Raw genomic sequence first — 24,977 nt, 5'->3', positions numbered from 1 at the left:
TGACGACCGGAGTTCGGATGACGACCGTGACGCGCGTACTGAAGACCGCCATCGTCCTTGGGCTGGCCGCCTCCCTGGCGTCCTGCGCCTCGGCCCGGCGCATCCTGCCGTTCGGCCTCGGCGAAGATAACGAACCCCAGGCCACGGCGAGCGAAGGACAACGAATCTCGATCCTGTCCTTCGAGCAGCAGCTGGCCCCCTCGGCCGGTCTGGCCGGACGCGATTTCTTCATTCCGGGTCCTGTGGCCGCGACTTCCTGGCCGATGCCCGGCGGAAACGCCGAGGCCTCGATCGAGCATGTGATCGCCGCACCGCAGTTCACCATCGGCTGGCGCCGCCGCATCGGCGAAGGCTCCGCCCGTACGCGTCAGGTGATGGCGCCCGTCGTGGCGGACGCCGGCAAGGTCTTCGTCATGGACGGCGAATCGACGGTCACGGCCGTCGACGCTGCGACCGGCGAGGTGGTGTGGAAGGTCGACGTCAAGCCGGACGGTCGTGAAGCGGCCGGCGGCGTCTCGGCCTTCGGCCTGCCGATCCCCTTCGTCACCCAGGGCGGCGGCGCGCTGAGCGGCGGCTTCGGCGGCGGCGTGGCCGTCGGCGGGGGCAAGGTCTTCGTCGCATCGGGCTATCGCACCATGACCGCGCTGGACGCCGCGACGGGGGCCGTCGTCTGGACCCAGCCTGTCGATGTGCCGATCCATGGCGCGCCGACGGTCGCCGGCAGCCGCGTCTACGTCGTCGATGTCGACAACCAGATCATCGCCTTCAACACCACGACCGGCCTGCAGGACTGGTCCTATCGCGGCATCGTCGAGCCGGCCCGCGTCATGCGCGCGTCCAGCCCGTCGGTCAGCGGCGATACGGTTATCGCCCCCTTCTCGTCGGGTGAGGTGATCGCCCTCCGCGCCACGAACGGCCAGCCGGTCTGGAACCAGGTCCTGTCGCGCACCAGCCGCACCAGCGCCCTGTCGGAAATCCGCGACATCGCCGGCCGTCCGGTGATCTCGCGCGGCTTCGTCTATGCCGTGAGCCACTCCGGCGTGCTGCAGGCCATGGACATCCGCACCGGTCAGCCGAAATGGACCCTGCCGGTCGCGGGCGTCAACGCGCCACTGCCGGCCGGCGACGTCATCTATGTCGTGTCCAAGTCGGGGGAACTGACCCTGATCAACCGCGACTCGGGCGCCGTCTACTGGACCCGCGACCTGAACGAGGGCCGCGTGCGTCAGGAGGGAGGGTTCCTGGGATTCTTCGACCGGACCGTGCGGCCGGAATGGTCGGGGCCGATCCTGGCCTCGAACCGGCTGGTGCTGGTCAATTCGGACGGCGAGGCCGTGGCCTTCGACCCGAAGACCGGCGCCCTGACGGCCACGCTGAACCTCGGCGCGCCGGCCTATATCGCTCCGGCCGCCTACAACGGCGCGCTCTACGTCCTGACCAACAACGGCGAACTGGTCAGCATTCGCTGACCTTCAGAAGGTCTCCGCTCATCCCGGCGAAAGCCGGGATCCGGTGCTCAGGTGAGGCACGGAGCTCCGGATTTCGGTCGGCGCGCAATGTCGACTATCATCGCCCAAAGAACTGGGTCCCGGCTTTCGCCGGGATGAGCGGAATTTAAATGCCACTGAAGCTCGCCATCGTCGGCCGCCCCAATGTGGGCAAGTCGACACTGTTCAACAGACTGGTCGGCAAGCGCCTCGCGCTCGTCGACGATCGCCCGGGCGTAACCCGCGACCGTCGCTATGCCGACGGCCATATCGGCGACATGGACCTGACGCTGATCGACACGGCGGGCTACGAGGACGTTACCGACGACAGTCTGGAAAGCCGTATGCGCGAGCAGACCGAGCTGGCGCTGGAAGACGGCGACGTCATCCTGTTCATGATGGACGCCCGCGAGGGCGTGACCTCGCTGGACGAGATTTTCGCCGAGCGTCTGCGCAAACAGCACAAGCCGGTCATCCTGCTGGCCAACAAGTCCGAGAGCCGCGAGAGCGGCGGCGGGGTGGGCGAGGCCTATTCGCTGGGCTTCGGCGAGCCGGTCGCCATCTCGGCCGAGCACGGCGAGGGGATGGCCGATCTTTACGCCGCCATCCGCGACGCCTCGGCCGACATCTTCATCGAAGAGATTGACGAGCCCGACAAGCCGATCCGCATCGCCATCATCGGCCGTCCGAACGCCGGCAAGTCGACCCTGATCAACCGTCTGATCGGCGAGGACCGCCTTCTGACCGGACCGGAGGCCGGCATCACGCGCGACTCCATCTCCGTCGACTGGGAGTACGAGGGCCACAACATCCGCCTGGTCGATACGGCCGGGATGCGTCGCAAGGCGCGGGTGCAGGAGAAGCTGGAGAAGCTGTCGGTCGCCGACACCATCCGGGCCATCACCTTCGCCGAGGTCGTCGTCCTGGTCATGGACAAGGACAACGCCTTCGACGTCCAGGACCTGCAGCTGGCCGACCTGGTCGAGCGCGAGGGCCGGGCCCTGGTCTATGTGGCCGCGAAATGGGACCTCGAAGAGGAACCCCAGGCCAAGATGGCCGAGCTCAAGCATCTGGCCGAAGACAAGCTGCCGCAGCTCAAGGGTTCGCCTTTCGTTGCCCTGTCGGCCCACTCGGGGCGCGGCGTGGAGCGTCTGATGCCCGCAGTGCTGAAGGCGCACGAGACCTGGTCGGTGAAGGTCAAGACCAAGGACCTGAACGACTGGCTGTCGCTGGCGACCCAGAGGCACCCGCCGCCCGCCGTCGACGGCAAGCGGATCAAGACCAAATACATGGCCCAGACCAAGGCCCGTCCGCCGACCTTCGTGCTGTTCGCCAGCCGGGGCGGGGCCCTGCCCGAACACTATATCCGCTATCTGACCAACTCGATCCGCGAGAGCTTCGACCTGCCCGGCGTGCCGATCCGGCTGACGGTCAAGGGCGGGTCGGAGAACCCCTATGCGACCGGCGGCGCCAAGTCGGGCCCGGAACGCTACAAGGGCGACGCCAAGACCGCGCCGCGCAAGGTGCGCAAGAAGTCGGAAGAGGAATCGCATCTGCCCGGCAAGGCGCTGGAGCAGAAGAAGACCCGCGTCGCCAAGCCGCGCATCATCGGGGCGGTGAAGAACAGCGCCTCGAAGAAAGCCGGGTCGTCGGTGGCGGTCCAGAAGGGCGCGCGGGGCGGGGCGAGGCAGGTGTCACGGTCGGGCCGGGTGCGGACCGGACAGAAGCACGCGCCGAAGAAGTAGGCCGGGCTGCGGAGCAGGTTTGCCCGTCAGGCCGACCCTCGGCGCCCCAGCCGCGCCAGGAAGGCGTCTCGACAGGTGCGGCTGATCACCAGCTCAGCGCCGCTGTCCATCGTGGCCCGCCAGGCCCCGTCGGACAGCGGCCGAAGGTCGGCGACGCGGGCGAGGTTGATCAGGTTGGAGCGATGGCCGCGCGCGAACCGGGCGCTTTCCAGTCTCGCCTCGAGCTGTTGCAGGGTTTCGCGCACAAGACCCTCCTGATCGCGCCAGTGGACCACGGCATAATTGCCGGCCGAGGAGACCCACTCGATCTCGTGCGGGCTGACGGGAACGCGACGGCGACCGACCGCGACGATGAGGGTCGCGGGAGGCTCCGGTGTAACAGCCCGGGGCGCGCGCAAGACCTCCAGTGCGTCTGAGAGGGCCTGCATCTCGCGTCTGTGGCGGTCGGCTCGCAGCCAATAGGCCGCCGCCAGTCCGGCGGCCACGACGGCCGTATACAGAAGGATGGCCACGGGCAGGCGGTCGATGGCACGATGCAGGACTTCGCCGAAGGTCCAGCCCGCCCCGCGCAGGGCGCGGTCGATCGCCGTCGTGGCGATCGCGGCCAGGGGAACGATCGCGAGCGTCAGGCCTGCGAGGAGGGCGACGGCGCGGGCGCGAGCCTCTGTGAGCCGCAGCACGGTCCAGACGACCAGGCCCACCGCGATCCACGGCGAGAAGATCAGTCCCGCCCACCCGATGGACTCGATGACCCCCAGGCCGTAGTCGCGCCGCAGGAACCAGGAGGCGGAGACGGTCGTCGCGCCGTAGCTGTAGACGGCGAAGGCGCCGAGAACCGCGGGGAAGGGAAGCCTCGGCAAGGTCAGGCGGCCGCGGGGCGGGCCCGGCTCCGGACGAGCAGGACGGCGATCCAGATCACGCTCAGCGACTGGAACAGGACCGTCGGCCAAAGGGCGCTCCAGGGCGGGGGCAGGAAGGTGAGGAAGTTGCCGGAGAAGGCCGACAGCACGGCACCGTAGGCGCCGAGCATCTTCCATAGGTGTTCGAAGGTCCACAGACGAGGGCTGAACGGCCAGTCCAGCGGGCGGCTGAACCGCCACAGGTCCCATCCGCTCATCGACAGCGCCCCGTAGGCCAGGGCGATCAGGATCTGGGGCGGGGTGTCGCCGTAGCCCTTGATCGCCATCCAGGTCGTCAGCAGGCCGATGCCCGCCGCCGCAAGCGTCACGATCCAGTCAAGCGGTCGGGCGCGGTCGCCCGGGTTCAGGTCCGGCCGCTTTCGTCCAAGGACACGCAATCCGGAAAACAGGGTCAGGGACGCCGTCGCGGACAGTCCGAGGAAATAGGGATCGGGCTGAAGCGCCGTCATGGCCCAGGCGCAGATCAGGAGAACGATCATGGAGCCCGCGAACACCCGGCCCGACAGTCGATGCAGGCGGGATCCCTTGCGGGTGAAAATGGGCAGGAGGCCGACGGCGACCGCGAAAAGGCCCACGCCGATGTGGACGGACAGGAGAGATGTGAAGACGGTCATGACCGTCCTGCTGCCCGGTTCGACCCGTCAGGCCGAGCGTCCGGGGACCAGCGACGGCTGGCGGGGACGAGCCGCAGTTAAATGAGGGCGCCGGCGGGCAGGTCCGCCTTCCACGCCTTGAACGAGACCTTCGTCGGCGGCGTCAGGTCGGGGCGCGCCAGTTCGACGATCAGGTGGGCGAGCTCTGACGGGGCCGGCAGGGTCATGGGGTCTTCGCCGGGGAAGGCCTGGGCGCGCATCTGAGTCCGCATCCGGCCGGGGTCGAGGACGCTGATGCGGACGTTGGTGTTCTCGATCTCGTCGCCCCAGGCCAGCATCAGGGCCTCGGCGCCGGCCTTGGTCGCGGCATAGAGGCCCCAGAAGGCCTTGGGCTCGCGGGCGAGGCTGGTGGTCAGGTGGATGACGCGCCCGGCGTCGGAGGCGCGCAACAGGGGCTCCAGCGAACGGATCAGCCGGTAGGTGGCGGTGAAGTTGGTCTTCTCGATCTTGGCGAAGCCGCGCGGGTCGATGTGGCTGACCGGGGTCAGGCCCTGGGCGCCCAGTGTGGCGGCGGCGTTGACCCAGATGTCGAGCTTGCCGAAGCGGCCGAAGATGGCCCCGCCCAGCCGGTCGATACCGCCCCCGTCGACCAGATCAAAAGGCACCAGGGTCGCGTGGCGGCCAGTGGCGGCATAGATGGCGTCGTCCAGCTCTTCCAGCGCGCCTTGCGTCCGGGCGGTGGCGACGACGTGGGCGCCGGCCACGGCGAGGGCGAGGGCGGCCTCGTAGCCTATGCCGCGGGAGGCGCCGACGACGAGGGCGATACGGTCATTCAGGGGGAGGTCGGAAGTCATCGCGCCTGATAGCGCGGCGACCCTGGCGGCGGAAGACGGTTCACGGCGTGGACGTCAGAAGCCGGGGGCCGGCTGCCACAGGCTGAAGCTTACGCCCTGGTCGTCGCAGACGACAGCGCCGAGGCCCGAGGGGCTTTCCGAAGGAATCGCCGCCTTGCCGCCGAGTTCACTGATCCTGGCGCAGACGGCCGCGATGTCATCCACGCGGAAATAGAGGTTGGTGAAGTCGCGAGCGCGCTCGACCTTGCTGAAGCCGAACGGCGGATTGCTGTCGGCGACGTGGGCGTAGGTCGGCTTCGAGGCGTCGGGGTCGAACGTCCAGCCGAACAGGGCACCGTAGAAGGCCCTGGCCTTGTCGATATCGAGGGTGTCGAGCGTGAAGTAGCCGAGGTTCGTCATGGCTTCCTTACCGGGCGCGTCCGCATGCGTGAAGCGCCGCCCGCGTTTCTGGATGTGGGCCTTTAAGCGCTGACCAGCAGTGAAAGTTGCCGCCCGATGACGTCGCGGCCGCCTTCCTCGATCTCGCGGTCCACGAGACGGGTCGGATAGTCGCCGGTGAAATAGTGGTCGGTGAACTGGGGCTCGGCGTCGTTGCGGCCGGTCTCGCCCATGGCCTTGTAGAGACCGTCGACCGACAGGAAGCCGAGCGAATCGACCTCCAGCATCTGGCGCATCTCTTCCAGGGTCTTGTTGGCGGCGATCAGCTGGTCACGTTCCGGCATGTCGATGCCGTAGAAGTCGGGCCAAAGGATCGGCGGGCTGGCGGAACGGAGGTGGACCTCGGTCGCGCCGGCGTCACGCACTGCGCGGACCAGTTTCACCGAGGTGGTGCCGCGCACGATCGAATCGTCGATCAGAACGACCCGCTTGCCCTCGATCACCGCCCGGTTGGGGCTGTGCTTCATGGCCACCCCCTTCTGACGGGCGCCCTGGCTGGGCTGGATGAAGGTGCGGCCGAGGTAGTGGCTGCGGATGATCCCCATTTCATAGGGGATGCCGCTGGCCTGGGCATAGCCGAGGGCGGCCGGCACTCCGGAGTCGGGCACGGGCACGACGACGTCGGCCTCGATCGGGAACTCGCGGGCGAGGCCCTCGCCCATGCGCTTGCGCACGCCATAGACCGAGCGGCCGTTCACGACGCTGTCGGGGCGCGAGAAGTAGACGTATTCGAACAGACAGGGGCGGGCGGCGCGGGCCGGGAAGGGTTTGATGGAGCGCAGGCCCTCGTGGTCGATGACGATGACCTCGCCATGCTCGACGTCGCGCACGAAGGTCGCGCCGATGGTGTCCAGGGCGCAGGTCTCGGACGCCATGACCCAGGCCTCGCCGATCTTGCCCAGCACCAGCGGCCGGATGCCCAGCGGATCGCGGGCTCCGATCAGCTTGGTGCGGGTCTGGGCGACCAGGGCATAGCCGCCCTCGATCCGCGCCAGGGCGTCGATGAAGCGGTCGACGATCTTGGCCTTACGGCTGCGGGCGATCAGGTGGAGAATGACTTCGGAGTCCGAGGTGGACTGGAAGATCGAACCCTCGCCGACCAGCTGGTTCCGCAGATAGTGGAAGTTGGTCAGGTTGCCGTTGTGGGCGATGGCGATGCCGCCCTGGTCCAGGTCGGCGAACATCGGCTGGATGTTGCGCAGGAAGCTGCCGCCGGCGGTGGAGTAGCGGGTGTGGCCCACGGCCGCCGAACCCGGCATGCGTTTGGCCAGGTCGGTGCCGCCGAAAGCCTCGCCGACATGGCCCATGTGGCGTTCGGTGTGGAAGCGCTCGGCATTGACCGAGGCGATACCGCAGGCTTCCTGGCCGCGATGCTGCAGGGCGTGGAGGCCGAGGGCGACGATGCCCGAGGCCTCGTCCTTGTCGGCGCCCCAGACGCCGCAGACGCCGCATTCCAGGCGCGGATGGTCGTCATCCGCGTCTCGATAGTGCTCCCGGTGAACGACCGGAGGCTGGATGTCGTGGGGCAAGCTGCGCATCGTGGAGGCTCCGATGACAGGCGAAATTTTACTGGACGGCGGACGGGCGCGAGTTAGGGCCGGTTTGGGGCGAGGGCAAGGCTTGATCGTTCGAAAAGCCTCTGCGGACGGATGAATCGACCACCGGGCTGATGGCGTCGGCGCCGCGGCCGATGCCGGGGAGGATGATCTGGATGGCGCGGGCGGCTCCGGCGCTGACCGGACGCAGGGTCGCCTCGGACAGCCAGCGCGGCGTCTTTTCGCCGGGCATGGCGGCGACAATGACCAGATGAATGGCGCCCAGTAGGACCAGGGACCGGCCGGTGCCGACAAGGATGCCGATGAACCGGTCGATTCCGCCCAGTGTCGGATGGGCCTGGGCGCGTTTCGACAGAATCGAGCCGAAGATGCGGATTCCGAAATAGACCAGCAGGAAGGAGGCGATCGCGGCGGCGATGGATCCGGCCCAGTCGGGGTCGACCAGGGCGCGCCCAATGGGGGCCGTCAGGGGCAGGGCGACCAAGGCGATGAAGGCCGCCAGCACAAAGCTGAGCAGGGTGATCAGCTCACGCGTGCCGCCGCGAACCCAGCCGGCGGCCGCTGAGGCAAGGATCACGATAATGGCGAAGGCGTCAAAGCCGGTCATTCGGTTCCCGTGCAGACCACCGACATCAATACCTGTTCTGGGAGATTCGTTCGACCGCCTCGGTCAATCGGCTGACGCCTGTGACCAGAACACCGCCCCCCTTGACCGTCAGGGGGGGCGAGAGGGCCTGGTCGAAGCCGAGCTTTTGCGCCTCGCGCAGGCGGGCCTCGGCCCGGCCGACGGCGCGGACCTCTCCGGACAGGCTGATCTCGCCGAAGACGATGCAGCCCTGGGGCAGGGGCATGCCCGTGGCGGATGAAATCAGGGCCGCGGCGGCGGCGAGGTCGGCGGCCGGCTCGTTGATGCGCAGGCCGCCGGCGACGTTCAGATAGACGTCCTGGTCGCCGAAGCCGAAACCGCAGCGGGCCTCCAGCACCGCCAGGATCATGGCGAGGCGGCCTGTCTCCCAGCCGATGACGGCGCGACGCGGCGTGCCATAGGCGGATTTGGACACCAGGGCCTGGATCTCGACCAGAACGGGGCGGGAGCCTTCGATCCCGGCGAAGACGGCCGCGCCGGGCGCACGATCCTTGCCCTCGCCGAGGAACAGGGCCGACGGATTGGAGACTTCGCGCAGGCCCGCGTCGCCCATCTCGAACACGCCGATCTCGTCGGTGGCGCCGAAGCGGTTCTTGCCGGCGCGCAGAATCCGGAAGGGATAGCCTCGCTCGCCCTCGAAGCTGAGGACCGCATCGACCATGTGTTCGACCACGCGCGGGCCTGCGACCTGTCCGTCCTTGGTGACGTGGCCGACGAGGACGACGGCGGGGCCGCCGGCCTTGGCCAGACGGACCAGTTCGCCGGCGCAGGCGCGGACCTGGGTCACGGAGCCGGGCCCGGCCTCGTGGGCGTCGGACCACAGGGTCTGGATCGAATCGACGATGACGATGTCGAACCTGTCCCGCTTCAGAGTCGCGAGGATGTCGCGGAGCGCCGTGGCGGAGGCGAGCTGAACTGGCGCCTCGGACAGGCCCATCCGTTTGGCGCGGGCGCGGATCTGCTCGATCGCCTCCTCGCCGGAGATATAGGCGACGCGGGCGCCGGACAGGGCGGCGCGGCCGGCGACGTCGAGCAGCAAGGTCGACTTGCCGACCCCGGGATCGCCGCTGAGCAGGATGGCCGAGCCGGGCACGACGCCGCCGCCGCAGACGCGGTCGAACTCGGTCACGCCGGTGACGATGCGGGGCGGTTCAGGGGTCTCGGACAGCAGGGATTCGAACTGCAGACCCCGCGCCCTGGCGGTGGACGCGGGCTTCAGAGCGCCGGGGGGCGAGGCCGAACGGCCTTCCTCGACGATGGTGTTCCACTGGCCGCAGGAGCCGCACTGGCCCGACCACTTGCCGTGGACGGCCCCGCAGGACTGACAAACATAGATCGCACCGTCTCTGGCCATACGGACGGCTTACAGGAGTCGCGCGGCGCCGGGCAGGGGGAGTCGATGAGGGTGCGACCGATATTGTCGTGCCCGCTAGCGTGCCCCAAGACAGGTGCGGTCGCAGCGGTTGCCGATGGACGTCAGCAGCTCATAGCTGATTGTCCCCGCGGCCGAGGCGGCATCGTCGATCGGGCGGTTGGCCCCGAACAGTTCGACGCGATCGCCGAGGCCGATGTCGGCGTCGGTCACGTCCACGGCGATAACGTCCATCGACACCCGACCCAGGACCGGGCGCAGGGCGCCGGCGGCCCAGACCCGGCCGTCAGGACAGTTGCTGCGGAAGACGCCGTCGGCGTAGCCCGCGCCGCAGGTGGCGATGCGCCGGGTCCTGCCGGCGATGAAGCCGCGCGAATAGCCGACGCTCTCGCCCGCCGGGAGCTCGCGGATCTGCAGGATTTCGGCGGTCAGGGTCGCGACGGCCTTCAGTCGGGGATCGGGCCGTCCTTCGGGGCCACCGCCGTAGAGGCAGATGCCCGGGCGCACGGCGTCGAAACCATAGTCGGGGCCGAGGAAGCACCCACCGGAATTGGCGAAGGACTTCAGGGCGTCCGGATAACGCGCCGACGCGGCGGCGAAAGCGTCGCGCTGGCGCCGGTTCATCGGTTCGCCCGGTTCGTCGGCGCAGGCGAGGTGGCTCATGACCAGTTCGAGGCCCTGGAAGGGTTCGGGTGCGTCCTCCGGGCGAAAGCCAAGCCGGTTCATGCCGGTGTCGATCTGCAGCCCGCAGGCTCCGCCGCCGGCCGCCGTCCAGGACGCGATCTGATCGCTGTGGTTGAGGATCGGGCGTAGATCGGCGGCCTTCAGCGCACCTGCCGCATCGCCGACGCAGCCGTCCAGCACATAGAGGGTCGGTTCGGGGCCGAGCGCCTCGCGCAGGGCGACGCCTTCGTTCAGGCGAGCGACGAAGAAGGTCCGCGCACCCTCGGCCAGCAGCCGTTTCGCCACCAGAACGGCGCCCAGGCCATAGGCATTGGCCTTCACCACCGGATGCACGGGCACGCCGGTCACGGCCTCCAGCGCATGGAAGTTGTGCGAAAGGGCGTCCAGATCGACGGTCAGGGAGGCGGGAGCGGTCATCGACGCCTTATGCCGCAAGATCGTTGCCGGAAAAGCCGAAAAGCGACCGAAGGGCCCGTCCGCCGCCGTCCTTGACTTGGGACGACGCGTGACCGACCTACGCGCCTCGCTTTCAAGGTCTCGCTGTCCCATGTCCGTCAAGGTCCGTTTCGCCCCGTCGCCCACCGGCAAGCTGCATGTCGGCAACGTCCGCACCGCCCTGGTCAACTGGATGTTCGCCAAGGGCCAGGGTGGCTCGTTCGTCCTGCGCATCGACGACACCGACCTGGCCCGTTCGACGCCGGAGTTCGAGCAGGGGATCGAGGACGACCTGACCTGGCTCGGCCTGCTGTGGGACGAGCGGTACAACCAGTCGAAGCGGTTCGACCGATATGACGACGCGGCCGAGCGGTTGAAGGCGGCCGGGCGCCTGTATCCTGCCTACGATACATCGGAAGAGCTGGACCGCCGTCGCAAGGTGCAGCTGTCGCGCGGACTGCCGCCGATCTATGACCGCGCCGCCCTCGCGCTGACGGACGAAGAGAAGGCCGCGTTCGAGGCCGAGGGCCGGAAGCCGCACTGGCGTTTCAAGCTGGACGGCCGCCGCGTGGCCTGGGAGGACCTGTCGCGCGGTCATGCCGAGGTGGACACGGCCTCGATGTCGGACCCGGTGCTGATCCGCGAGGACGGGCTCTACCTCTACACCCTGCCGTCGGTCGTCGACGACATCGACATGGGGATCACCCACGTCATCCGGGGCGAGGATCATACCACCAACACCGGCGCCCAGATCGAGATTTTTGAAGCCCTGATCGCAGCGGGCCTCGGAACGACGGTGCCGAACTTCGCCCACATGCCGCTGCTGGTCGGGGCCGACGGGGCTGCGCTGTCGAAGCGTCTCGGATCCCTGTCGGTCGCCGAGATGCGGGACCAGGGCTATGAGCCGATCGCCATCACCAGCCATCTGGGCCGGATCGGCACGTCGGATCCGCTGGAAGTCGCCGCCGATATCCATGCCCTGGGCCTCGGCTTCAGCTTCGACAAGATGGGCCGGTCGCCGGCCCGCTACGACACCGAGGATCTGGACCGGCTCAACGCCCAGGCCCTGCACGCCATGCCCTATGCGACGGCGAAGGCGCGGCTGGAGGCGCTGGACTGTGATCTCGGCGAAACCTTCTGGGACGGGGTGCGGGCCAATCTGACGAAGTTCGCCGACGTCGTCGATCTGGCTCGGATGGTACGGGGGCCGGTCACGCCGGTGATCGAGGATCCGGCCTTCGCGGCGGCGGCGCTGGCCGTGCTGCCCGAGGTCATCGACGCGGGCGCATGGTCGGCCTGGACCAATGCGGTCAAGGAAACCACGGGGGCCAAGGGCAAGGCCCTGTTCATGCCGCTCCGTCATATCCTGACGGGCCAGCCGCACGGGCCGGACATGGCGACGATCGTGCCGCTGATCGGACGCGAACGGATCGAGAAGCGGCTCAGGGGCGAAATCGCCTAGGGCGGAAATGAAAAGGGGCGGTCCGGTGGACCGCCCCTTTTGCATTCTAGGCGTTGCAGGCGGCCAGTTGTTCTGCCGACAGGGCCGTGCCCTTCCATGAGAATTCCGTCACCGGCCCAAGACGGGCGGCGACCCGTCGGCAGGCGCGTGGGGCAGGTTGATCGGCGCCCCCCGAAGCGGTGCAGGTCTGGCCTTCGCAACGCCAGCTGGCGCCGTCGATGATGGTGGCGCGGGCAGGAACGCGCGAGGCGTCAGCCAGGACCAGGCGGGTCGGTGCGGTCGACTGGGCGATTGCGGGTGCGCCGGCGAAGGCGGCGCAGAGGGCGAGCAGGGGGAGGACGGCGCGCATGGGGAGACTCCGGGGCAAGGGCGGACCGAGGCGATCCAGCATCAGCACCGGCATAGTGAGTTGTTTTTAAAAACTGTCAATCCAGTTTTCAAAAAGAACGGACTGAGGCGCTGACTTACCAATGATTACTTATCGTCGGTCATGTTTCAAGGCCGGCGAAGCGTCAGCATGTCGCATCGCCAGGATCGCCGCCTCGACCGTGTCGCAGACCGTCCAGGCCTGAAGGAAGGACGCCGGGGTGAAGCCCGTCTCCACGCTCTGGCGCATGAGGGCGAAGAACGTCTCCCAGAAGCCGCCGATATTGAGGAAAATCACCGGCTTGCCGTGCAGGTCCAGTCGCTTCCAGGACAGCAGTTCCACGACCTCCTCCAGAGTGCCGATACCGCCGGGTGCGACCACGAAAGCGTCTGACTGGTCATACATGAGCTGCTTGCGCTCGTGCATCGAGGTGACGACGATGGTTTCGACCTCGTCGAACAGACGTTCGCGGCTGCGCAGGAAGGCGGGCATGATGCCGACAACCCGGCCGCCGGCCTCGTGCGCCGCGCGGGCCGACGCGCCCATCAGGCCCACGCCGCCGCCGCCGTAGACCAGCCTCCAGCCCTCGCGCGCCGTCGCCGCGCCGAATTCGGCGGCGGCCCGGGTGTAGACGGGATCGGCGGCGTCGGAAGAGCCGCAGAAGAGGCAGACCGAGTGGCCTTCGAACGGAGCGATGGTGGGAATGGACGCCGACATGAACCCTCGGGACGAAGCGCAAGGTTGGAGACAGGCCGATCGCGCCGGTCTATCTGGACGAACAGTCCTACAGACCCGACGGACAGGATGAAACGACCGATCGCATCGACATTGGCCGTGCTTGCCGCCCTGGCCGGTTCGGCCTGCAGCGACCAGACCGCGCCGGCTGCCGAGACGACGCAGGAGTCGGGCTGGGTCATGCCGCCCGAGATCGACGGGGTCGCCTCAAGCGGGAGTGAACTGATCGTGCGAGGGCAGGCGTCGCCGCTGGGCCGCGTTGTGGTCAGCGGCGCGGGCGATCTGGCCTATGCCGTGGGGGCGGATGCAGAGGGACGGTTCGAGTTGCGGGTGCCGCGACCGGCGCAGGACATGCTTTTCCTCGTGGAGGCGCGCGTCGGTCAGGCCGGGTTTCCCGCGCCCTACCGTCTGCTGATCGGTGCGGACCCCTCGTCGCCAATCGCTCTCCTGGCCATTGGCGCACCGACGCAGCGGCTCGACGCCGGGTCAGGTCTGGACGCCGTAGACACCGACGGACGGGCGGCTTTCGTCTCCGGACGGGCGCCGAGCGGGACCGAGGTCGTCATCGCGGGGGACGTCCAGCGCACGGTGAGGGCGGACGCCCAGGGGCGCTGGCGGCTTGCGGGCTCCGGGGACGGCACATCGCCGATCACGGTCGACGGAACCGCCTATGCGCCGGCTCCGGGCGGGGCCGCGACGACCGATACATTGCGACGCTCGGGAGCGGGCTGGAGCATCGCCTGGTCGAGTCCTGGCGGCGGTCGTCAGTCAACCTGGTTCCCCGACAAGCCGGCAACGGTTCGTTAACCGGTTCACGCCAACCGTTGGTGTGTTCTCTTCGAGGACACCCACCATCACCGAACTTCTTCAGCCCGGCGTCCGCGTCGGGCTTTTTCTTGTGCATCAACCCGGCAGGGCGTCGGACAGGTCGGGCGCCAGGTCACCGCGCGGCTTGACCGCGACGCGGCCGAGACCCAACCAGCCCGCCATACCGACGAGTTCCGTAGCCAGTCGTGCGGCTGTCTCGGGTGTCGCGAGCGGCTCGCGCCAGGCGGCCTGGACCAGCAGGGCTCCGGCCTGACGATCGGCCTTCAGATCGACCCGTGCCGTGACCGCCTCATCCTCGAGGAAGGGCAGGACATAGTAGCCGTGCGCCCGCTTGTGCGCCGGGGTGTAGATCTCCAGCCGGATGCGGACGTCGAACAGCCGCTCGGACCGGTCGCGAAACCAGATCAGGTTGTCGAAGGGGGAGAGGAGGGCGGCGCCCTGAATCCTGCGCGGCCTGCGGGCGTCGGGTGCGATCCAGGCGGCGCCTTTCCAGCCCGGCACGACGACCGGGGCCAGATCGCCTTCCTCGACCAGTTCGGCGACGCGGTCTCGCGCGTCCTGAAGCGGCAGGCGGAAATAGTCGCGCAGGTCGGCGGTTGTGGCGACGCCCATGGCGGCGGCGGCGATCCGGACCAGAGCCCGCTGGGCGTCGGCCTCGGTCGGGGTCGGCAGGTCCCGAATCGCGGAGGGGATGACGCGCTCGGTGAGGTCATAGACCCGCTCGAAGCCCCGCCGGGTCCTGGTCGTGATCAGCCCGGCCCAGAACAGCCATTCCAGGGCGCGCTTGCCGTCCGACCACTCCCACCAGCCGGGCTTGCCCCGCGGGCCGGCAGCGAAGTCGGCGCCCGTGACGGGGCCGCGCCGTTCGATTTCAGTCAGGACGCCGTCGATATAGTCGCGGCGTTCGCGGCCGAAGCGGTTGAGGCCGGTCCAGATGCCGTGGCCGTCGCGCGCCCGCTCCATCCGCCAGCGCATCAGGGGCTGGATCTCCAGAGGCATCAGCGAGGCCTCGTGACCCCAGTATTCGAACAGCGACGGCCTTTTGCCCCAGGCCTCGGCTTCCAGCAGCGCGCGCGGATAGTCGCCGAGGCGTGAGAAGGCCGGCAGATAGTGGGTGCGGCTGACGACGTTGACGCTGTCGATCTGGATCACACCCAGCCGCCGGGCCGTGTCGCGGAACTGGCGGCTGCCTGCCGTCGGGGGGCGGGGTCTGCCGAAACCCTGGGCGGCCAGGGCCATGCGTCGGGCGAGGGCGGGCGAGATCTGTTCGGTCATGTCCGCCCCGACCCTAAAGGGCGATCCCGGGGGAGTCTCGTCAGCGGCGCTCCGTCCAGAGATCGAGGTCCGTTTCCCGCCCGATCAGGGCCAGTCCCGAGGCGATCGATTCGAACTCGCCGCCGGTCTCGATCTTTGTGGAGTCGAAACGGCGGTGGAAGATGTCCCGCACCGCCGGAACGAAGGAGGTGCCGCCGGTCAGGAAGACCCGGTTGATTTCGTCCGGCCGCAGACCGGCCTGATCGATGGCCTGGTCGACCGCGCCCTCGATGGCGGCCAGCTCCGGCGCGATCCAGGCTTCGAACTCCGACCGGGCGACGGCCGCCTCAAGCCGGATCGACCCGGCCTCGAAGACGAAGGTCGCGGTCTCCTCGGCCGACAGGTCCGTCTTGAGGAGCGAGACCGCCTGGTAGAGGGCATAGCCGTGGTTGTCGTCGAGCACCTCGATCAGACGGCAGACCTTGTCCGGCTCCACGGCGGTGCGGGCCAGGGCGCGGATGTCCTTCATGTCGCGCGAGGCGCGCAACAGGGCCAGCTGGTCCCAGCGGGCGAAAGCGGCGAAGTAGCGTTGCGGGATTGGCAGAACCTTTCCGAACGTCCGGTAGGACCCGCCCTTGCCCAGGGTCGGCGAGACCAACTGGTCGATGATCCGGTAGTCGAAGGCGTCGCCGGCCACGCCCACGCCAGAGCGCGCCAGCGGGGTCGATCGAAGGCCCTCGGGCGAGGGCTCGAAGCGGACGATGGAGAAGTCACTGGTGCCGCCGCCGAAGTCGGCGACGAGAACGGTGGCCGGTTCGGTCAGATTGCGGGCGAAGAAGAAGGCTGCGCCGATGGGTTCGTAGGCATAGCGGATGTCGGTGAAGCCCAGCCGGGCGAAGGCGGTCTGGTACCGCTGCAAGGCCAGATCCGCGTCCGGCGATCCGCCGGCGAAGGTCACCGGCCGCCCGACGATGACGCGGGGCGGCAGGACGTCCATGGGGGCACCTGCATGGTGACGGAGGCGCAGAAGAAAGGCCGCCAGCAGATCCTCGAACCCGTAGCGACGGTTGTCGATGACCGTCTCGGTGAAGGCGGCGCTGGCGGCGAATGTCTTGAACGACTGGATGAAGCGGGTGTCGAGCGGATCCTCGACATAGGCCTCGATGGCCCAGGGGCCGGCCTCGACGACACGCTCGGGCGTCGAGCCGCCCGGACCGGGGTGTAGCTGGAAGCTCAATGTCGACCGGAAGGTGGCGACCTCACCGCCCGGCGCCTCGAACCGCACCACGATGGCCTCGCCGTCTTCGCCAGAGAGAGCCACGACCGTATTGGTGGTGCCGAAGTCGATGCCGATCGTCGCGGGGCGCGAAATCATGAGCCAAGCCTCGGTTGCGGCCGGGACGGCGCTGATGGTCTGCCTTGCCTGTGTGTCCGCCAGAAAGGCGGTAGCGCCGTCTCGAAATCGGGCTAAAGCGCCGAGTGGCTCCGCGGGTAGGATTCGAACCTACGACCAGCCGATTAACAGTCGGCTGCTCTACCACTGAGCTACCGCGGAACAGGGGCTCGGGAGGCGGGCCTATAGCAGCGGCCTTCTTGATTGTGCAACGGGAAATGTCAGCCAACAGCGTTCAGTTCATCGACGACCCCTCGGATCCCCGCGTGGCCGCCTATCGCGATATCCGCGAGCGCGACCTGACGGGACGCGAAGGACTGTTCGTGGCGGAGGGGGAGGTGGTGATCCGCACCCTTCTGTCGCCCGCGTCCCTGTGCCGGGCGCGGTCGCTGCTCATCGCGGCGAATCGGCTTGAGGCCCAGAAGGACCTGATCGCGGCGGCGGGCCCCGAGACGCCCGTCTATGCGGCCTCCCAGGCGGTCATGGACGCCATCGCCGGCTTTCCCCTGCACCGCGGTCTGCTGGCGCTCGGCGAGAAGCCGGTCGAACGACCGGTCGAGGCGGTCCTCGCCGACCTGCCGGAGGACTGTGTCGTCCTGGCCTGCGCCGGGATCGGCAATCACGACAATATGGGCGGGCTTTTCCGGAACGCCGCGGCCTTCGGTGCGGCGGCGGTGCTGAGGGACGAGCGCTGCTGCGATCCCTTCTATCGCAAGGCGATCCGGGTGTCGGTCGGGGCCGTTCTGAGGACACCGGGCGCCGGCGCCGCCTCGCTGGACCATCTGATCGTGGCCCTGCAGGCGGCCCGGTTCCAGGTGATCGCCTTGTCGCCCGGCGCGACGGAGCCACTGTCCGGTCTGGCGGCGGGCGGGCGCAGGGCCATTCTGGTCGGGTCGGAAGGGCCGGGGCTGCCGTCGGAGATTATGGCGCGTGTGAGGACGGTGGGCATCCCGATGGCGGGCGGCTTCGATTCCCTGAACGTCGCCGTAACCAGCGCCCTGGCCCTCTATCAGGTCACGTCGGTGACGGTTCGCTGACAGCGGCGTGATTTCAGCGTGTTAACGCTTCATACACCTTGATGAACGTCGCTTTCCGTGTCGCTATGGACGTCCGGGGAGGACGACATGGCTGCTATTCTGGGGTTCATGAGCCGCAATGTGCGGATCGCGGTCGCGATCGGTGTCGTGGCGGCGGCTGTCGGCGGCGCCGGCGCGATCGGCTGGATGACCGCGCCGATCTGATTTTCATCATCGATCTCGATGAGATCGCGATGGAGGCCTGACCGGGAATCGAACCCGGGTGCAAGGATTTGCAGTCCTCTGCGTCACCACTCCGCCATCAGGCCATAGGGGTTTGTAAAAGCCCCCAGATCGCGAGGGGCGTTCGCTATCAGATCGGGTCCGTGGCTGCAACGCGATTGTCGCAGGACACGCACGGACCTATAAGCGCGGCAGATTTCCGGCCCGGCCGGTCGCTTTCGATTCAGGGATTCCGCGTCACATGGATTACGCCGCCGCTCGCAAAGTCATGGTGGACTCCCAGGTCCGGGTGAATGACGTCACCGACCGCACGCTCCAGGCCGCCCTGATGACCGTGCCGCGCGAACGCTATTGCGCCCCGGACCAGGCCTTCGCCGCCTATGGCGAGGTCGAGGTCGAGATCGCGGCGGGTCGCCGGCTGATGCAGGCCCGCGAAGTCTCAAAGCTGATTCAGGCGCTGGATGCCCGTGAGGGCGAGACCGCCCTGGCGATCGCCGGCCCCTATGCGGCCGCCGTCCTGGCCGCGATGAAGCTCTCCGTGACGGCCCAGGAATCCGAGGCGTCCGTGCTCGACGTGGTCGGACCGGCTCTTGCCGAGGCCGGCGTCGCCTCCGCCGTCGCGCCCCTGTCGCAACCTGCCGGGCAGGACTGGGACATCATCGTCTCCGAAGGCGCGGTCGCCGTTCGGCCGACGGCGTGGCTGGCGGCGCTGCGTGTTGGCGGCCGTCTGGCGGTGGTCGAGCGTCCTGGCCCGAACGGGCGGGCGGTCCTCTATGTGAAGGGTCGCGAGGGCGTGTCGCGCCGCGAACTTTTCGACGCGGCCCCGCCGGTGCTGGCCGAAATGACACCGGCGCCCGCATTCGCCCTCTGATTGCCGCGGTTTCGATGCAATCGGCTGGCGGTCGCGTGAAAAAAACTTAACTGGCGTAGCTGTAGTCGGTCACGCACTAGGCCTGCGAAGAGATTTCGGCGCCGTCCACGACGCCCATCGGGATACTGTCATGTTCAAACGCTCGCGCGCACTCGCCTCCGTCGCCCTGATCGCCGTTACCGCGGGTCTGGCCGCGCCTGCGTGGGCCGAAACCCTGCAGGAGGCCATTGCCCTGGCCTACCGCACCAATCCGACCCTTCAGGGTCAGCGCGCCCAGCAGCGTGCTCTGGACGAAGCGGTGCCCCAGGCCCGCGCCGGCCTGCGCCCGACGCTGTCCGTCAGCGGCTCGGCCAGCTATACCCACCGCGACCAGCCTGTCGCCGGGATCGACCTCAATGGCGACGGCGTCGACGACATTCCCGCCTCGCGCAGCACGAGCGAAACCGATTCGATCGGCGCCAGCATCGGCGTGGACCAGACCCTCTATTCGGGTGGTCGGATCGCGCGCGGCATCGACGCCGCAGAGGCGTCGGTTCTGAGCGGCCGCGAATCCCTGCGCAGCATCGAGCAGCAGGTCCTGGGCGCTGTGATCCAGGCCTATGTCGACGTGCAGCGCGACGTCGAAATCCTGCGCATCCGCGAAGCCAACCTTGCCGTTCTGCGTCGCCAGCTCGACGAATCGAACGCGCGCTTCGAGGTTGGGGAGATCACCCGCACCGACGTGTCCCAGTCGGAGGCCCGTCTGGCCCAGTCCGAAGCCGACCTCGCCGGCGCCCAGGCCCAGCTGTCCGTTTCGCGCGCCTCCTATGCCGCGGTCGTCGGCCAGGCCCCGACCAATCTGGAAGCGCCGCCGCCCCTGCCGGGTGTGCCGACCGATTTCGACGCCGCCCTCGACATCGGGCTTGCCGAGAACCCCAACCTGCTGGCGGCCGAGTACCAGCTGCAGGAAGCCGAGGCCCGTCACGCCCAGGCCCGTTCGGCCTATCTACCTTCCGTGGGTCTTTCGAGTTCCTATGGCGGTTCGACGCCCGTCAACGGCTTCGATCTGTCGGACCGGACCAACACCTTCCAGGCCGGCGTCAGCCTGTCGGTGCCGCTCTTCACCGGCGGTCTGAACAGCTCCCGCGTCGCCCAGGCCCTGGAACAGGCCAACGCCGCCAAGATCGAGATCGATCGCCAGAAGCGGTCCGTCCTGCAGGGCGTCTCGAGCGCCTATGCCCAGGTCGTCTCGAACCGTTCGCAGCTGGAAGCGGGCGTCGCGGGCGTCAGCGCCGCACGCGTGGCTGCCGAGGGGGTCCGTCAGGAGCAGCAGGTCGGTCTGCGCACCACCCTCGACGTACTGAACGGCGAGCTGGAGCTGCGCAACGCCGAGATCAACCTGGCCGTGGCCAAGCGCAATCTCTACGTCGCCCAGGCGTCGCTGCTGACTTCCATGGGTCGGCTGAGCGGCGAGGACCTGAATCCCGCGATCGAGATCTATGATCCGGCCGTGAACGCCGGACGCGTCCGGCTGCGCGGCGCCGTGCCGTGGGATGGTCTGGTCGAGACGCTCGATCGCATCGCCGCGCCGGCGATCACGCCGGCCAACGAGACGGAGAATGCGCCGATCGACACCCAGCTTGACGGTGAGATCGTTCGGACCGCGCCGAACTCAAACTGACGTCGGCGGATTAACCAATCAGGCGAAAACGCCCGTTGATTCCAAAGGGCGTTGGTGCGACGAAATGATTTGGGGCAGGGCTGAGCGCAGGCTCCGATATAACTCGTTCGTCACGCGTGGGCCCAAGGCGGCCGGCGCAGGTTCTTCGAAGGCCCGAATATGACCGACACCACCGCCCAAGAACCGACGATGGAAGAGATCCTGGCGTCCATCCGCCGGATTATCTCTGAAGACGACGCCCCTGCGGCTGAAGCGACGCCGGCGCCCGAGCCCGAGCCGGAACCCGCGCCGGTCGTGATGGATGCGGCGCCCCCGGTCCCTGAGCCGGAACCGGAAGAAGAAGAGGAAGAGATCCTCGACCTGACCGATCGTTACGAGGCCCCGGCTGCAGAGACCATCGGCGACCTGGACGTGACGGCCCCGGCCGACCCGGAACCCGAGCCCTTCCCGACCTCTTTCACGGAGCCGGAGCGTCCAGCCCCCAGCACCCCGGCCGAGCCCTATGACTCGCTGGTCGGCGACAGCGCGGCGGCGGCGTCCGCCTCGGCCTTCGCGGGCCTGTCAGCCGCCTTCCGTCAGCCTGAGCCGGTTCCGACCGGCGGCGTCGGCCCGACGATCGACGACCTCGCCCGCAGCCTGCTGCGCCCGATGCTGAAAGACTGGCTCGACGCCAACCTGCCCGGCATCGTCGAGGCGGCGGTACGCAAGGAAGTCGAACGCATCGCCCGCAGCGCGGGCTAGCCCCGCTCGCCACCGGCGACTATGACCAGCAGGGGCGGCTCTCACGGGCCGCCCCTTCGCATTTCCGGACCTCCCAATGCTCGACAAGACCTTCGATCCCACTGCCGCCGAACCCCGCCTCTATGCCCAGTGGGAGGCCTCGGGAGCCTTCGCGCCGAAGACCGATGGCGCGGCCGAGGCCTATTCGATCGTCATCCCGCCGCCGAACGTGACGGGATCGCTGCACATCGGCCATGCGCTAAACAACACCCTGCAGGACATCCTGGCCCGCTATCACCGGATGCAGGGCAAGGCGGTGCTGTGGCTGCCGGGCACGGACCACGCCGGGATCGCGACGCAGATGGTGGTCGAGCGCCAGCTGGCGGCCGCGGGCAATGTCGGACGCCGCGAGATGGGCCGCGAGGCCTTCGTCGAGAAGATCTGGGAGTGGAAGGCAGAATCTGGCGGGACCATTGTCCAGCAGCTGCGTCGCCTCGGCGCCTCCTGCGACTGGTCGCGTGAGCGGTTCACCCTCGACGAGGGACTGAACGCCGCCGTCCGCAAGGTCTTCGTCAAGCTGCATCAGGAAGGGCTGATCTATCGCGACAAGCGGCTGGTGAACTGGGACCCGCAGTTCCAGACGGCCATCTCGGATCTGGAGGTCGAGCAGCGCGAGGTCGAGGGTGCCTACTGGCATTTCGCCTATCCGCTGGCGGACGGCGTCACCTACGAGCATCCCGTCGCCTTCGATGAGGACGGCAAGGCGACGGAGTGGGAGACGCGTGACTTCATCGTCGTGGCGACGACAAGGCCGGAGACCATGCTGGGCGATACCGGGGTGGCGGTGCATCCGGGCGACGAACGGTATGCCTCTATCGTCGGCCAGTCGGTGATCTTGCCGATCACCGGCCGCCGCATCCCCATCGTCGCCGACGACTATGCCGACCCGACTAAGGGCTCCGGCGCGGTGAAGATCACCCCGGCGCACGACTTCAACGACTTCCAGGTCGGGAAGCGGGCGGGCCTGCGCGCCATCAATGTGATGGATGCGTTCGGCCGCATCCTCGATCACGGCGCGGCCTTCAAAGGTGTCGATGCTGACGGCAACTCGCTGGAAGACCTTGATGTTCTTGAGGTCGTGGACAGTATCCCTGTGGACCTTCAGGGACTCGACCGCTTCGCCGCACGCAAGGCCATCGTCGCCCGCGCCGAGGCCGAGGGCTGGCTGAAGGAGATCGAGAAGACCCGGCATGTCGTGCCGCACGGCGACCGCTCCGGCGTCGTCATCGAACCGTGGCTGACGGACCAGTGGTACGTCGACGCCCACACCCTGGCCCAGCCGGCCCTGAGGGCGGTGGAGCAGGGCGACACGGTGTTCGAGCCGAAGTCGTACGAGAAGATCTATTTCGAATGGCTGCGCAACATCGAGCCCTGGTGCATCAGCCGCCAGCTCTGGTGGGGTCACCGCATCCCGGCCTGGTATGACGCCGACGGAAACATCTATGTCGCCGAGACCGAGGCGGAAGCCGTCGAACAGGCGGGCGGCAAGGCCCTGACCCAGGACGAGGATGTTCTCGACACCTGGTTCTCCTCGGCTTTGTGGCCCTTCTCGACCATGGGCTGGCCGGAGAAGACGGAGGATCTGGAGCGGTTCTATCCGACCTCGGACCTCGTCACGGCGGCGGACATCATCTTCTTCTGGGTCGCCCGGATGATGATGATGGGCCTGCACTTCATGGACGAGGTCCCGTTCAAACGCGTCATCATCAATGGCCTCGTACGCGACGAGAAGGGCCAGAAGATGAGCAAGTCCAAGGGGAACGTGATCGACCCCCTGGTGATCATCGACGAGCTGGGGGCCGATCCCCTGCGCTTCACCATGGCCATCCTGTCGGGCACGCGCGACATCAAGCTGTCGAAGCAGCGGATCGAGGGCTATCGCAACTTCGGCACCAAGCTGTGGAACGCGGCCCGGTTCAGCCAGATGAACGAATGTGCGCGGGTCGAGGGCTTCGATCCGGCCGCCGTCGAACAGACCGTCAACCGCTGGGTTCGCGGCGAGCTGACCAAGACCGAGCGCGCGGTGTCGGAGGCCATCGAGGGGGGGCGGTTCGATGACGCCGCGTCGGCGCTCTACAGGTTCGTCTGGAACGTCTTCTGCGACTGGTATCTGGAGCTGGCCAAGCCGGTGTTCCAGGGCTCGGACGAGGCGGCCAAGGCCGAGACGCGGGCCATGACGGCCTGGACGCTGGACCAGACCCTGAAGCTGCTGCATCCGGTCATGCCCTTCATCACCGAGGAGCTGTGGGCCGAGCTCGGCACGGAGGGCGCGCCGCGCAACGAGCCGACCCTGATCGGCGCCGCCTGGCCTGTGTTGCCGGACGCCTTCATTGACGCGGAGGCCGAGGCCGAGATCGGCTGGTTGGTCGATCTGGTCGGAGAGGTGCGCGGTCTGCGCGCCGAGATGAACGTGCAGCCGGGCGCCAAGCCGCCTCTGACCTTCGTTGCACCGGATGCGGCGACCTCGGACCGGGCGATGCGGCACCGCGACCTGATCCTGACGCTCGCCCGGGTGTCCGAGGTCGCCTCGGCGGATTCGGCGCCGGCCGGGGCCGTGACCTTCGTGTCCGGCGGATCGGCGGCGGCCCTGTCGCTGGCCGGGATCATCGACCTGGCGGCTGAACGGGTCCGCCTGACGAAGGAGATCGCAGCCTTCGAGAGCGACGTCGGCCATGTGATGAAGAAGCTGGGCAACCCGAACTTCGTCGAGCGCGCGGCCCCGGCCGTGATCGACGAGCAGCGGGCCAAACTGGCCGAGGCCGAGGCGGGCAAGGCGCGGCTGGAAGTGGCCCTGGCCCGGCTGGAGAGCCTCTAGCCGATCATGGCCGGCATGTTCGGGCTGACCGACCTGGCCGCGATCAGCGTGTCGTGACTGGTGGCGTGCAGGATCAGGACGAGGGCGCCCAGGAGGGTCAGGGCGAAGGCGGCGTTCAGGAAGCGCATGGCTTGATCTCCGGCTGCGGCGTCGGTCGGAATTCGACCGACGCCGGCTCTGGATTGCGGGATGACGGGTGTCAGGCGGCCTTCTTCGGGGCGAAGGCGTTCGCCTGGAAGGCAGCGTCCACGGGCGTTTCGGCGATGTGGTTGACGTAGTTGGAGATGGTCTTCAGGCCGACGCCCAGCACCACTTCCAGGACGTTGCCGGCGCTGTAACCGGCCGCGATCAGGCGATTGACGTCAGCGTCGGAGACCCAGCCGCGCTCGCGCACCACGCGGGTGGCGAAATCGCGCAGGGCTTCCAGCTTCGCATCGGCGACCGGACCGCCGTTGCGGACGGCGTTGATCACGGTCTGGTCCAGATGCTGGCCCTGGGTGACCGTCGTGTGGGCGGCGACGCAGTAGTGGCAGGCGTTCTCGACCGAGGCGGCGATCAGCACGACCTCGCGCTCCAGCGGCGTCAGGTCAGACTTCTGATAGGCGCCGGCGAGGGCGAGATAGCCTTCGATCACGGCCGGGCTCTCGGCGAACTCGCCGACGAGGTTGGGCACGAGGCCGAAGGCGGCCTTGGCGCCGGCGATGAACGGGCGCGAGCCCTCGGGGGCGGATTCGAGGGTGTGGACAGGGAACTGGGTCATGGTCGGTCTCCTTGATCTGGCAGACGCGGGGTGCGTCGTCGGAGAGAAAGATGCGCCGGCGCT

At 68.3% G+C, this 24,977-nt stretch carries 23 protein-coding genes and 2 tRNA genes; 9 read left to right on the top strand and 16 right to left on the bottom strand.

Annotated elements, in window-relative coordinates; all coding sequences use genetic code 11:
- Positions 1-17: 17 nt before the first annotated feature.
- Positions 18-1,469 (top strand): PQQ-binding-like beta-propeller repeat protein, encoded by a 1,452-nt coding sequence (locus tag Q0044_RS14540; protein ID WP_298163174.1) that lies wholly within the window; start codon positions 18-20, stop codon positions 1,467-1,469.
- Between the two features lie 149 nt (positions 1,470-1,618).
- A complete protein-coding gene (der, locus tag Q0044_RS14535) occupies positions 1,619-3,232 on the top strand; it encodes a ribosome biogenesis GTPase Der (protein WP_298163173.1) in 1,614 nt (537 codons plus the stop codon).
- A gap of 26 nt (positions 3,233-3,258) precedes the next feature.
- Here der and Q0044_RS14530 read toward each other — a convergent pair whose 3' ends face one another.
- The 8 genes from Q0044_RS14530 to alr form a co-directional block, all read right to left on the bottom strand.
- Positions 3,259-4,092, bottom strand: a complete 834-nt coding sequence (locus Q0044_RS14530) for a LytR/AlgR family response regulator transcription factor (protein ID WP_298163172.1) — start codon at positions 4,090-4,092, stop codon at positions 3,259-3,261.
- A gap of 2 nt (positions 4,093-4,094) precedes the next feature.
- A complete protein-coding gene (locus tag Q0044_RS14525; protein WP_298163171.1) occupies positions 4,095-4,766 on the bottom strand; it encodes a DUF2306 domain-containing protein in 672 nt (223 codons plus the stop codon).
- Positions 4,767-4,843: 77 nt separating this feature from the next.
- Complete coding sequence (locus Q0044_RS14520; RefSeq protein WP_298163170.1) at positions 4,844-5,599, bottom strand: SDR family NAD(P)-dependent oxidoreductase; 756 nt, start codon at positions 5,597-5,599, stop codon at positions 4,844-4,846.
- Positions 5,600-5,653: 54 nt separating this feature from the next.
- On the bottom strand, positions 5,654-5,998 hold the full coding sequence (locus Q0044_RS14515) for a VOC family protein (protein WP_298163169.1): 345 nt from the start codon (positions 5,996-5,998) through the stop codon (positions 5,654-5,656).
- 62 nt (positions 5,999-6,060) lie between these two features.
- Positions 6,061-7,575, bottom strand: coding sequence for an amidophosphoribosyltransferase (gene purF / locus Q0044_RS14510; protein WP_298163168.1), 1,515 nt, complete (start codon positions 7,573-7,575; stop codon positions 6,061-6,063).
- Between the two features lie 28 nt (positions 7,576-7,603).
- Positions 7,604-8,200 carry a CvpA family protein gene (locus Q0044_RS14505; protein WP_298163167.1) on the bottom strand — a complete coding sequence of 199 codons (597 nt, stop codon included), beginning with the start codon at positions 8,198-8,200 and terminating at the stop codon, positions 7,604-7,606.
- Between the two features lie 25 nt (positions 8,201-8,225).
- Positions 8,226-9,593, bottom strand: a complete 1,368-nt coding sequence (gene radA, locus Q0044_RS14500; protein WP_298163166.1) for a DNA repair protein RadA — start codon at positions 9,591-9,593, stop codon at positions 8,226-8,228.
- 75 nt (positions 9,594-9,668) lie between these two features.
- Positions 9,669-10,712, bottom strand: coding sequence for an alanine racemase (alr, locus tag Q0044_RS14495; RefSeq protein WP_298163165.1), 1,044 nt, complete (start codon positions 10,710-10,712; stop codon positions 9,669-9,671).
- Between the two features lie 130 nt (positions 10,713-10,842).
- On the opposite strand from alr, the gene gltX reads away from it, so the two are divergent.
- Positions 10,843-12,192, top strand: a complete 1,350-nt coding sequence (gene gltX, locus Q0044_RS14490) for a glutamate--tRNA ligase (protein ID WP_298163164.1) — start codon at positions 10,843-10,845, stop codon at positions 12,190-12,192.
- A gap of 46 nt (positions 12,193-12,238) precedes the next feature.
- Here gltX and Q0044_RS14485 read toward each other — a convergent pair whose 3' ends face one another.
- Both Q0044_RS14485 and Q0044_RS14480 read right to left on the bottom strand, forming a co-directional pair.
- A complete protein-coding gene (locus tag Q0044_RS14485; protein ID WP_298163163.1) occupies positions 12,239-12,541 on the bottom strand; it encodes a DUF8200 family protein in 303 nt (100 codons plus the stop codon).
- 129 nt (positions 12,542-12,670) lie between these two features.
- Positions 12,671-13,276 (bottom strand): LOG family protein, encoded by a 606-nt coding sequence (locus tag Q0044_RS14480; protein WP_298163162.1) that lies wholly within the window; start codon positions 13,274-13,276, stop codon positions 12,671-12,673.
- 87 nt (positions 13,277-13,363) lie between these two features.
- Here Q0044_RS14480 and Q0044_RS14475 point away from each other — a divergent pair, with 87 nt between their 5' ends.
- Positions 13,364-14,101 carry a hypothetical protein gene (locus tag Q0044_RS14475; RefSeq protein ID WP_298163161.1) on the top strand — a complete coding sequence of 246 codons (738 nt, stop codon included), beginning with the start codon at positions 13,364-13,366 and terminating at the stop codon, positions 14,099-14,101.
- Between the two features lie 96 nt (positions 14,102-14,197).
- On the opposite strand, the gene Q0044_RS14470 is transcribed toward Q0044_RS14475, so the two are convergent.
- From Q0044_RS14470 to Q0044_RS14460, 3 genes are all read right to left on the bottom strand, one after another.
- Positions 14,198-15,397, bottom strand: a complete 1,200-nt coding sequence (locus Q0044_RS14470; protein ID WP_298163160.1) for a winged helix-turn-helix domain-containing protein — start codon at positions 15,395-15,397, stop codon at positions 14,198-14,200.
- Between the two features lie 40 nt (positions 15,398-15,437).
- Entirely contained in the window at positions 15,438-16,751 is a 1,314-nt protein-coding gene (locus Q0044_RS14465; RefSeq protein WP_298163159.1) for an Hsp70 family protein, read from the bottom strand.
- 105 nt (positions 16,752-16,856) lie between these two features.
- Positions 16,857-16,931: transfer RNA gene (locus Q0044_RS14460), tRNA-Asn, on the bottom strand.
- A 56-nt stretch (positions 16,932-16,987) separates the two neighbouring features.
- On the opposite strand from Q0044_RS14460, the gene Q0044_RS14455 reads away from it, so the two are divergent.
- Positions 16,988-17,806: a TrmH family RNA methyltransferase gene (locus Q0044_RS14455; RefSeq protein WP_298163158.1), complete on the top strand. Its 819-nt coding sequence runs from the start codon at positions 16,988-16,990 to the stop codon at positions 17,804-17,806.
- 234 nt (positions 17,807-18,040) lie between these two features.
- Here Q0044_RS14455 and Q0044_RS14450 read toward each other — a convergent pair.
- Positions 18,041-18,114 (bottom strand) — tRNA-Cys (locus Q0044_RS14450).
- A gap of 155 nt (positions 18,115-18,269) precedes the next feature.
- Between Q0044_RS14450 and Q0044_RS14445 the strand changes: the two genes are divergently transcribed.
- From Q0044_RS14445 to Q0044_RS14430, 4 genes are all read left to right on the top strand, one after another.
- Positions 18,270-18,899, top strand: a complete 630-nt coding sequence (locus tag Q0044_RS14445; RefSeq protein ID WP_298163157.1) for a protein-L-isoaspartate O-methyltransferase family protein — start codon at positions 18,270-18,272, stop codon at positions 18,897-18,899.
- A gap of 130 nt (positions 18,900-19,029) precedes the next feature.
- Complete coding sequence (locus tag Q0044_RS14440; protein ID WP_298163156.1) at positions 19,030-20,559, top strand: TolC family outer membrane protein; 1,530 nt, start codon at positions 19,030-19,032, stop codon at positions 20,557-20,559.
- A 159-nt stretch (positions 20,560-20,718) separates the two neighbouring features.
- Positions 20,719-21,300 (top strand): DUF2497 domain-containing protein, encoded by a 582-nt coding sequence (locus Q0044_RS14435; RefSeq protein ID WP_298163155.1) that lies wholly within the window; start codon positions 20,719-20,721, stop codon positions 21,298-21,300.
- Between the two features lie 76 nt (positions 21,301-21,376).
- Positions 21,377-24,154, top strand: coding sequence for a valine--tRNA ligase (locus Q0044_RS14430; protein ID WP_298163154.1), 2,778 nt, complete (start codon positions 21,377-21,379; stop codon positions 24,152-24,154).
- Here the strand turns inward: Q0044_RS14430 and Q0044_RS14425 are convergent.
- Both Q0044_RS14425 and Q0044_RS14420 read right to left on the bottom strand, forming a co-directional pair.
- Entirely contained in the window at positions 24,151-24,282 is a 132-nt protein-coding gene (locus tag Q0044_RS14425) for a hypothetical protein (RefSeq protein WP_298163153.1), read from the bottom strand. The genes Q0044_RS14430 and Q0044_RS14425 overlap by 4 nt on opposite strands.
- A gap of 71 nt (positions 24,283-24,353) precedes the next feature.
- Positions 24,354-24,914: a carboxymuconolactone decarboxylase family protein gene (locus Q0044_RS14420; protein ID WP_298163152.1), complete on the bottom strand. Its 561-nt coding sequence runs from the start codon at positions 24,912-24,914 to the stop codon at positions 24,354-24,356.
- Positions 24,915-24,977: the final 63 nt, after the last annotated feature.

The sequence above is a fragment of the Brevundimonas sp. genome (assembly GCF_027484365.1).
Taxonomy (GTDB): Bacteria; Pseudomonadota; Alphaproteobacteria; order Caulobacterales; family Caulobacteraceae; genus Brevundimonas.
This window is presented reverse-complemented; position numbering and strand designations above follow the sequence as displayed.

What these genes read in the sequence shown, in the direction of transcription:
- Q0044_RS14520 (WP_298163170.1), bottom strand. Translation starts at nt 5,599, where the DNA reads ATGACTTCCGACCTCCCCCTGAATGACCGTATCGCCCTCGTCGTCGGC.
- Q0044_RS14505 (WP_298163167.1), bottom strand. Translation starts at nt 8,200, where the DNA reads ATGACCGGCTTTGACGCCTTCGCCATTATCGTGATCCTTGCCTCAGCG.
- Q0044_RS14430 (WP_298163154.1), top strand. Translation starts at nt 21,377, where the DNA reads ATGCTCGACAAGACCTTCGATCCCACTGCCGCCGAACCCCGCCTCTAT.
- Q0044_RS14465 (WP_298163159.1), bottom strand. Translation starts at nt 16,751, where the DNA reads ATGATTTCGCGCCCCGCGACGATCGGCATCGACTTCGGCACCACCAAT.
- Q0044_RS14540 (WP_298163174.1), top strand. Translation starts at nt 18, where the DNA reads ATGACGACCGTGACGCGCGTACTGAAGACCGCCATCGTCCTTGGGCTG.
- Q0044_RS14425 (WP_298163153.1), bottom strand. Translation starts at nt 24,282, where the DNA reads ATGCGCTTCCTGAACGCCGCCTTCGCCCTGACCCTCCTGGGCGCCCTC.
- gltX (WP_298163164.1), top strand. Translation starts at nt 10,843, where the DNA reads ATGTCCGTCAAGGTCCGTTTCGCCCCGTCGCCCACCGGCAAGCTGCAT.
- radA (WP_298163166.1), bottom strand. Translation starts at nt 9,593, where the DNA reads ATGGCCAGAGACGGTGCGATCTATGTTTGTCAGTCCTGCGGGGCCGTC.
- Q0044_RS14420 (WP_298163152.1), bottom strand. Translation starts at nt 24,914, where the DNA reads ATGACCCAGTTCCCTGTCCACACCCTCGAATCCGCCCCCGAGGGCTCG.
- Q0044_RS14475 (WP_298163161.1), top strand. Translation starts at nt 13,364, where the DNA reads ATGAAACGACCGATCGCATCGACATTGGCCGTGCTTGCCGCCCTGGCC.
- Q0044_RS14525 (WP_298163171.1), bottom strand. Translation starts at nt 4,766, where the DNA reads ATGACCGTCTTCACATCTCTCCTGTCCGTCCACATCGGCGTGGGCCTT.
- Q0044_RS14470 (WP_298163160.1), bottom strand. Translation starts at nt 15,397, where the DNA reads ATGACCGAACAGATCTCGCCCGCCCTCGCCCGACGCATGGCCCTGGCC.
- Q0044_RS14445 (WP_298163157.1), top strand. Translation starts at nt 18,270, where the DNA reads ATGGATTACGCCGCCGCTCGCAAAGTCATGGTGGACTCCCAGGTCCGG.
- Q0044_RS14480 (WP_298163162.1), bottom strand. Translation starts at nt 13,276, where the DNA reads ATGTCGGCGTCCATTCCCACCATCGCTCCGTTCGAAGGCCACTCGGTC.
- Q0044_RS14435 (WP_298163155.1), top strand. Translation starts at nt 20,719, where the DNA reads ATGACCGACACCACCGCCCAAGAACCGACGATGGAAGAGATCCTGGCG.
- der (WP_298163173.1), top strand. Translation starts at nt 1,619, where the DNA reads ATGCCACTGAAGCTCGCCATCGTCGGCCGCCCCAATGTGGGCAAGTCG.
- Q0044_RS14440 (WP_298163156.1), top strand. Translation starts at nt 19,030, where the DNA reads ATGTTCAAACGCTCGCGCGCACTCGCCTCCGTCGCCCTGATCGCCGTT.
- alr (WP_298163165.1), bottom strand. Translation starts at nt 10,712, where the DNA reads ATGACCGCTCCCGCCTCCCTGACCGTCGATCTGGACGCCCTTTCGCAC.
- Q0044_RS14515 (WP_298163169.1), bottom strand. Translation starts at nt 5,998, where the DNA reads ATGACGAACCTCGGCTACTTCACGCTCGACACCCTCGATATCGACAAG.
- Q0044_RS14485 (WP_298163163.1), bottom strand. Translation starts at nt 12,541, where the DNA reads ATGCGCGCCGTCCTCCCCCTGCTCGCCCTCTGCGCCGCCTTCGCCGGC.
- Q0044_RS14455 (WP_298163158.1), top strand. Translation starts at nt 16,988, where the DNA reads ATGTCAGCCAACAGCGTTCAGTTCATCGACGACCCCTCGGATCCCCGC.
- purF (WP_298163168.1), bottom strand. Translation starts at nt 7,575, where the DNA reads ATGCGCAGCTTGCCCCACGACATCCAGCCTCCGGTCGTTCACCGGGAG.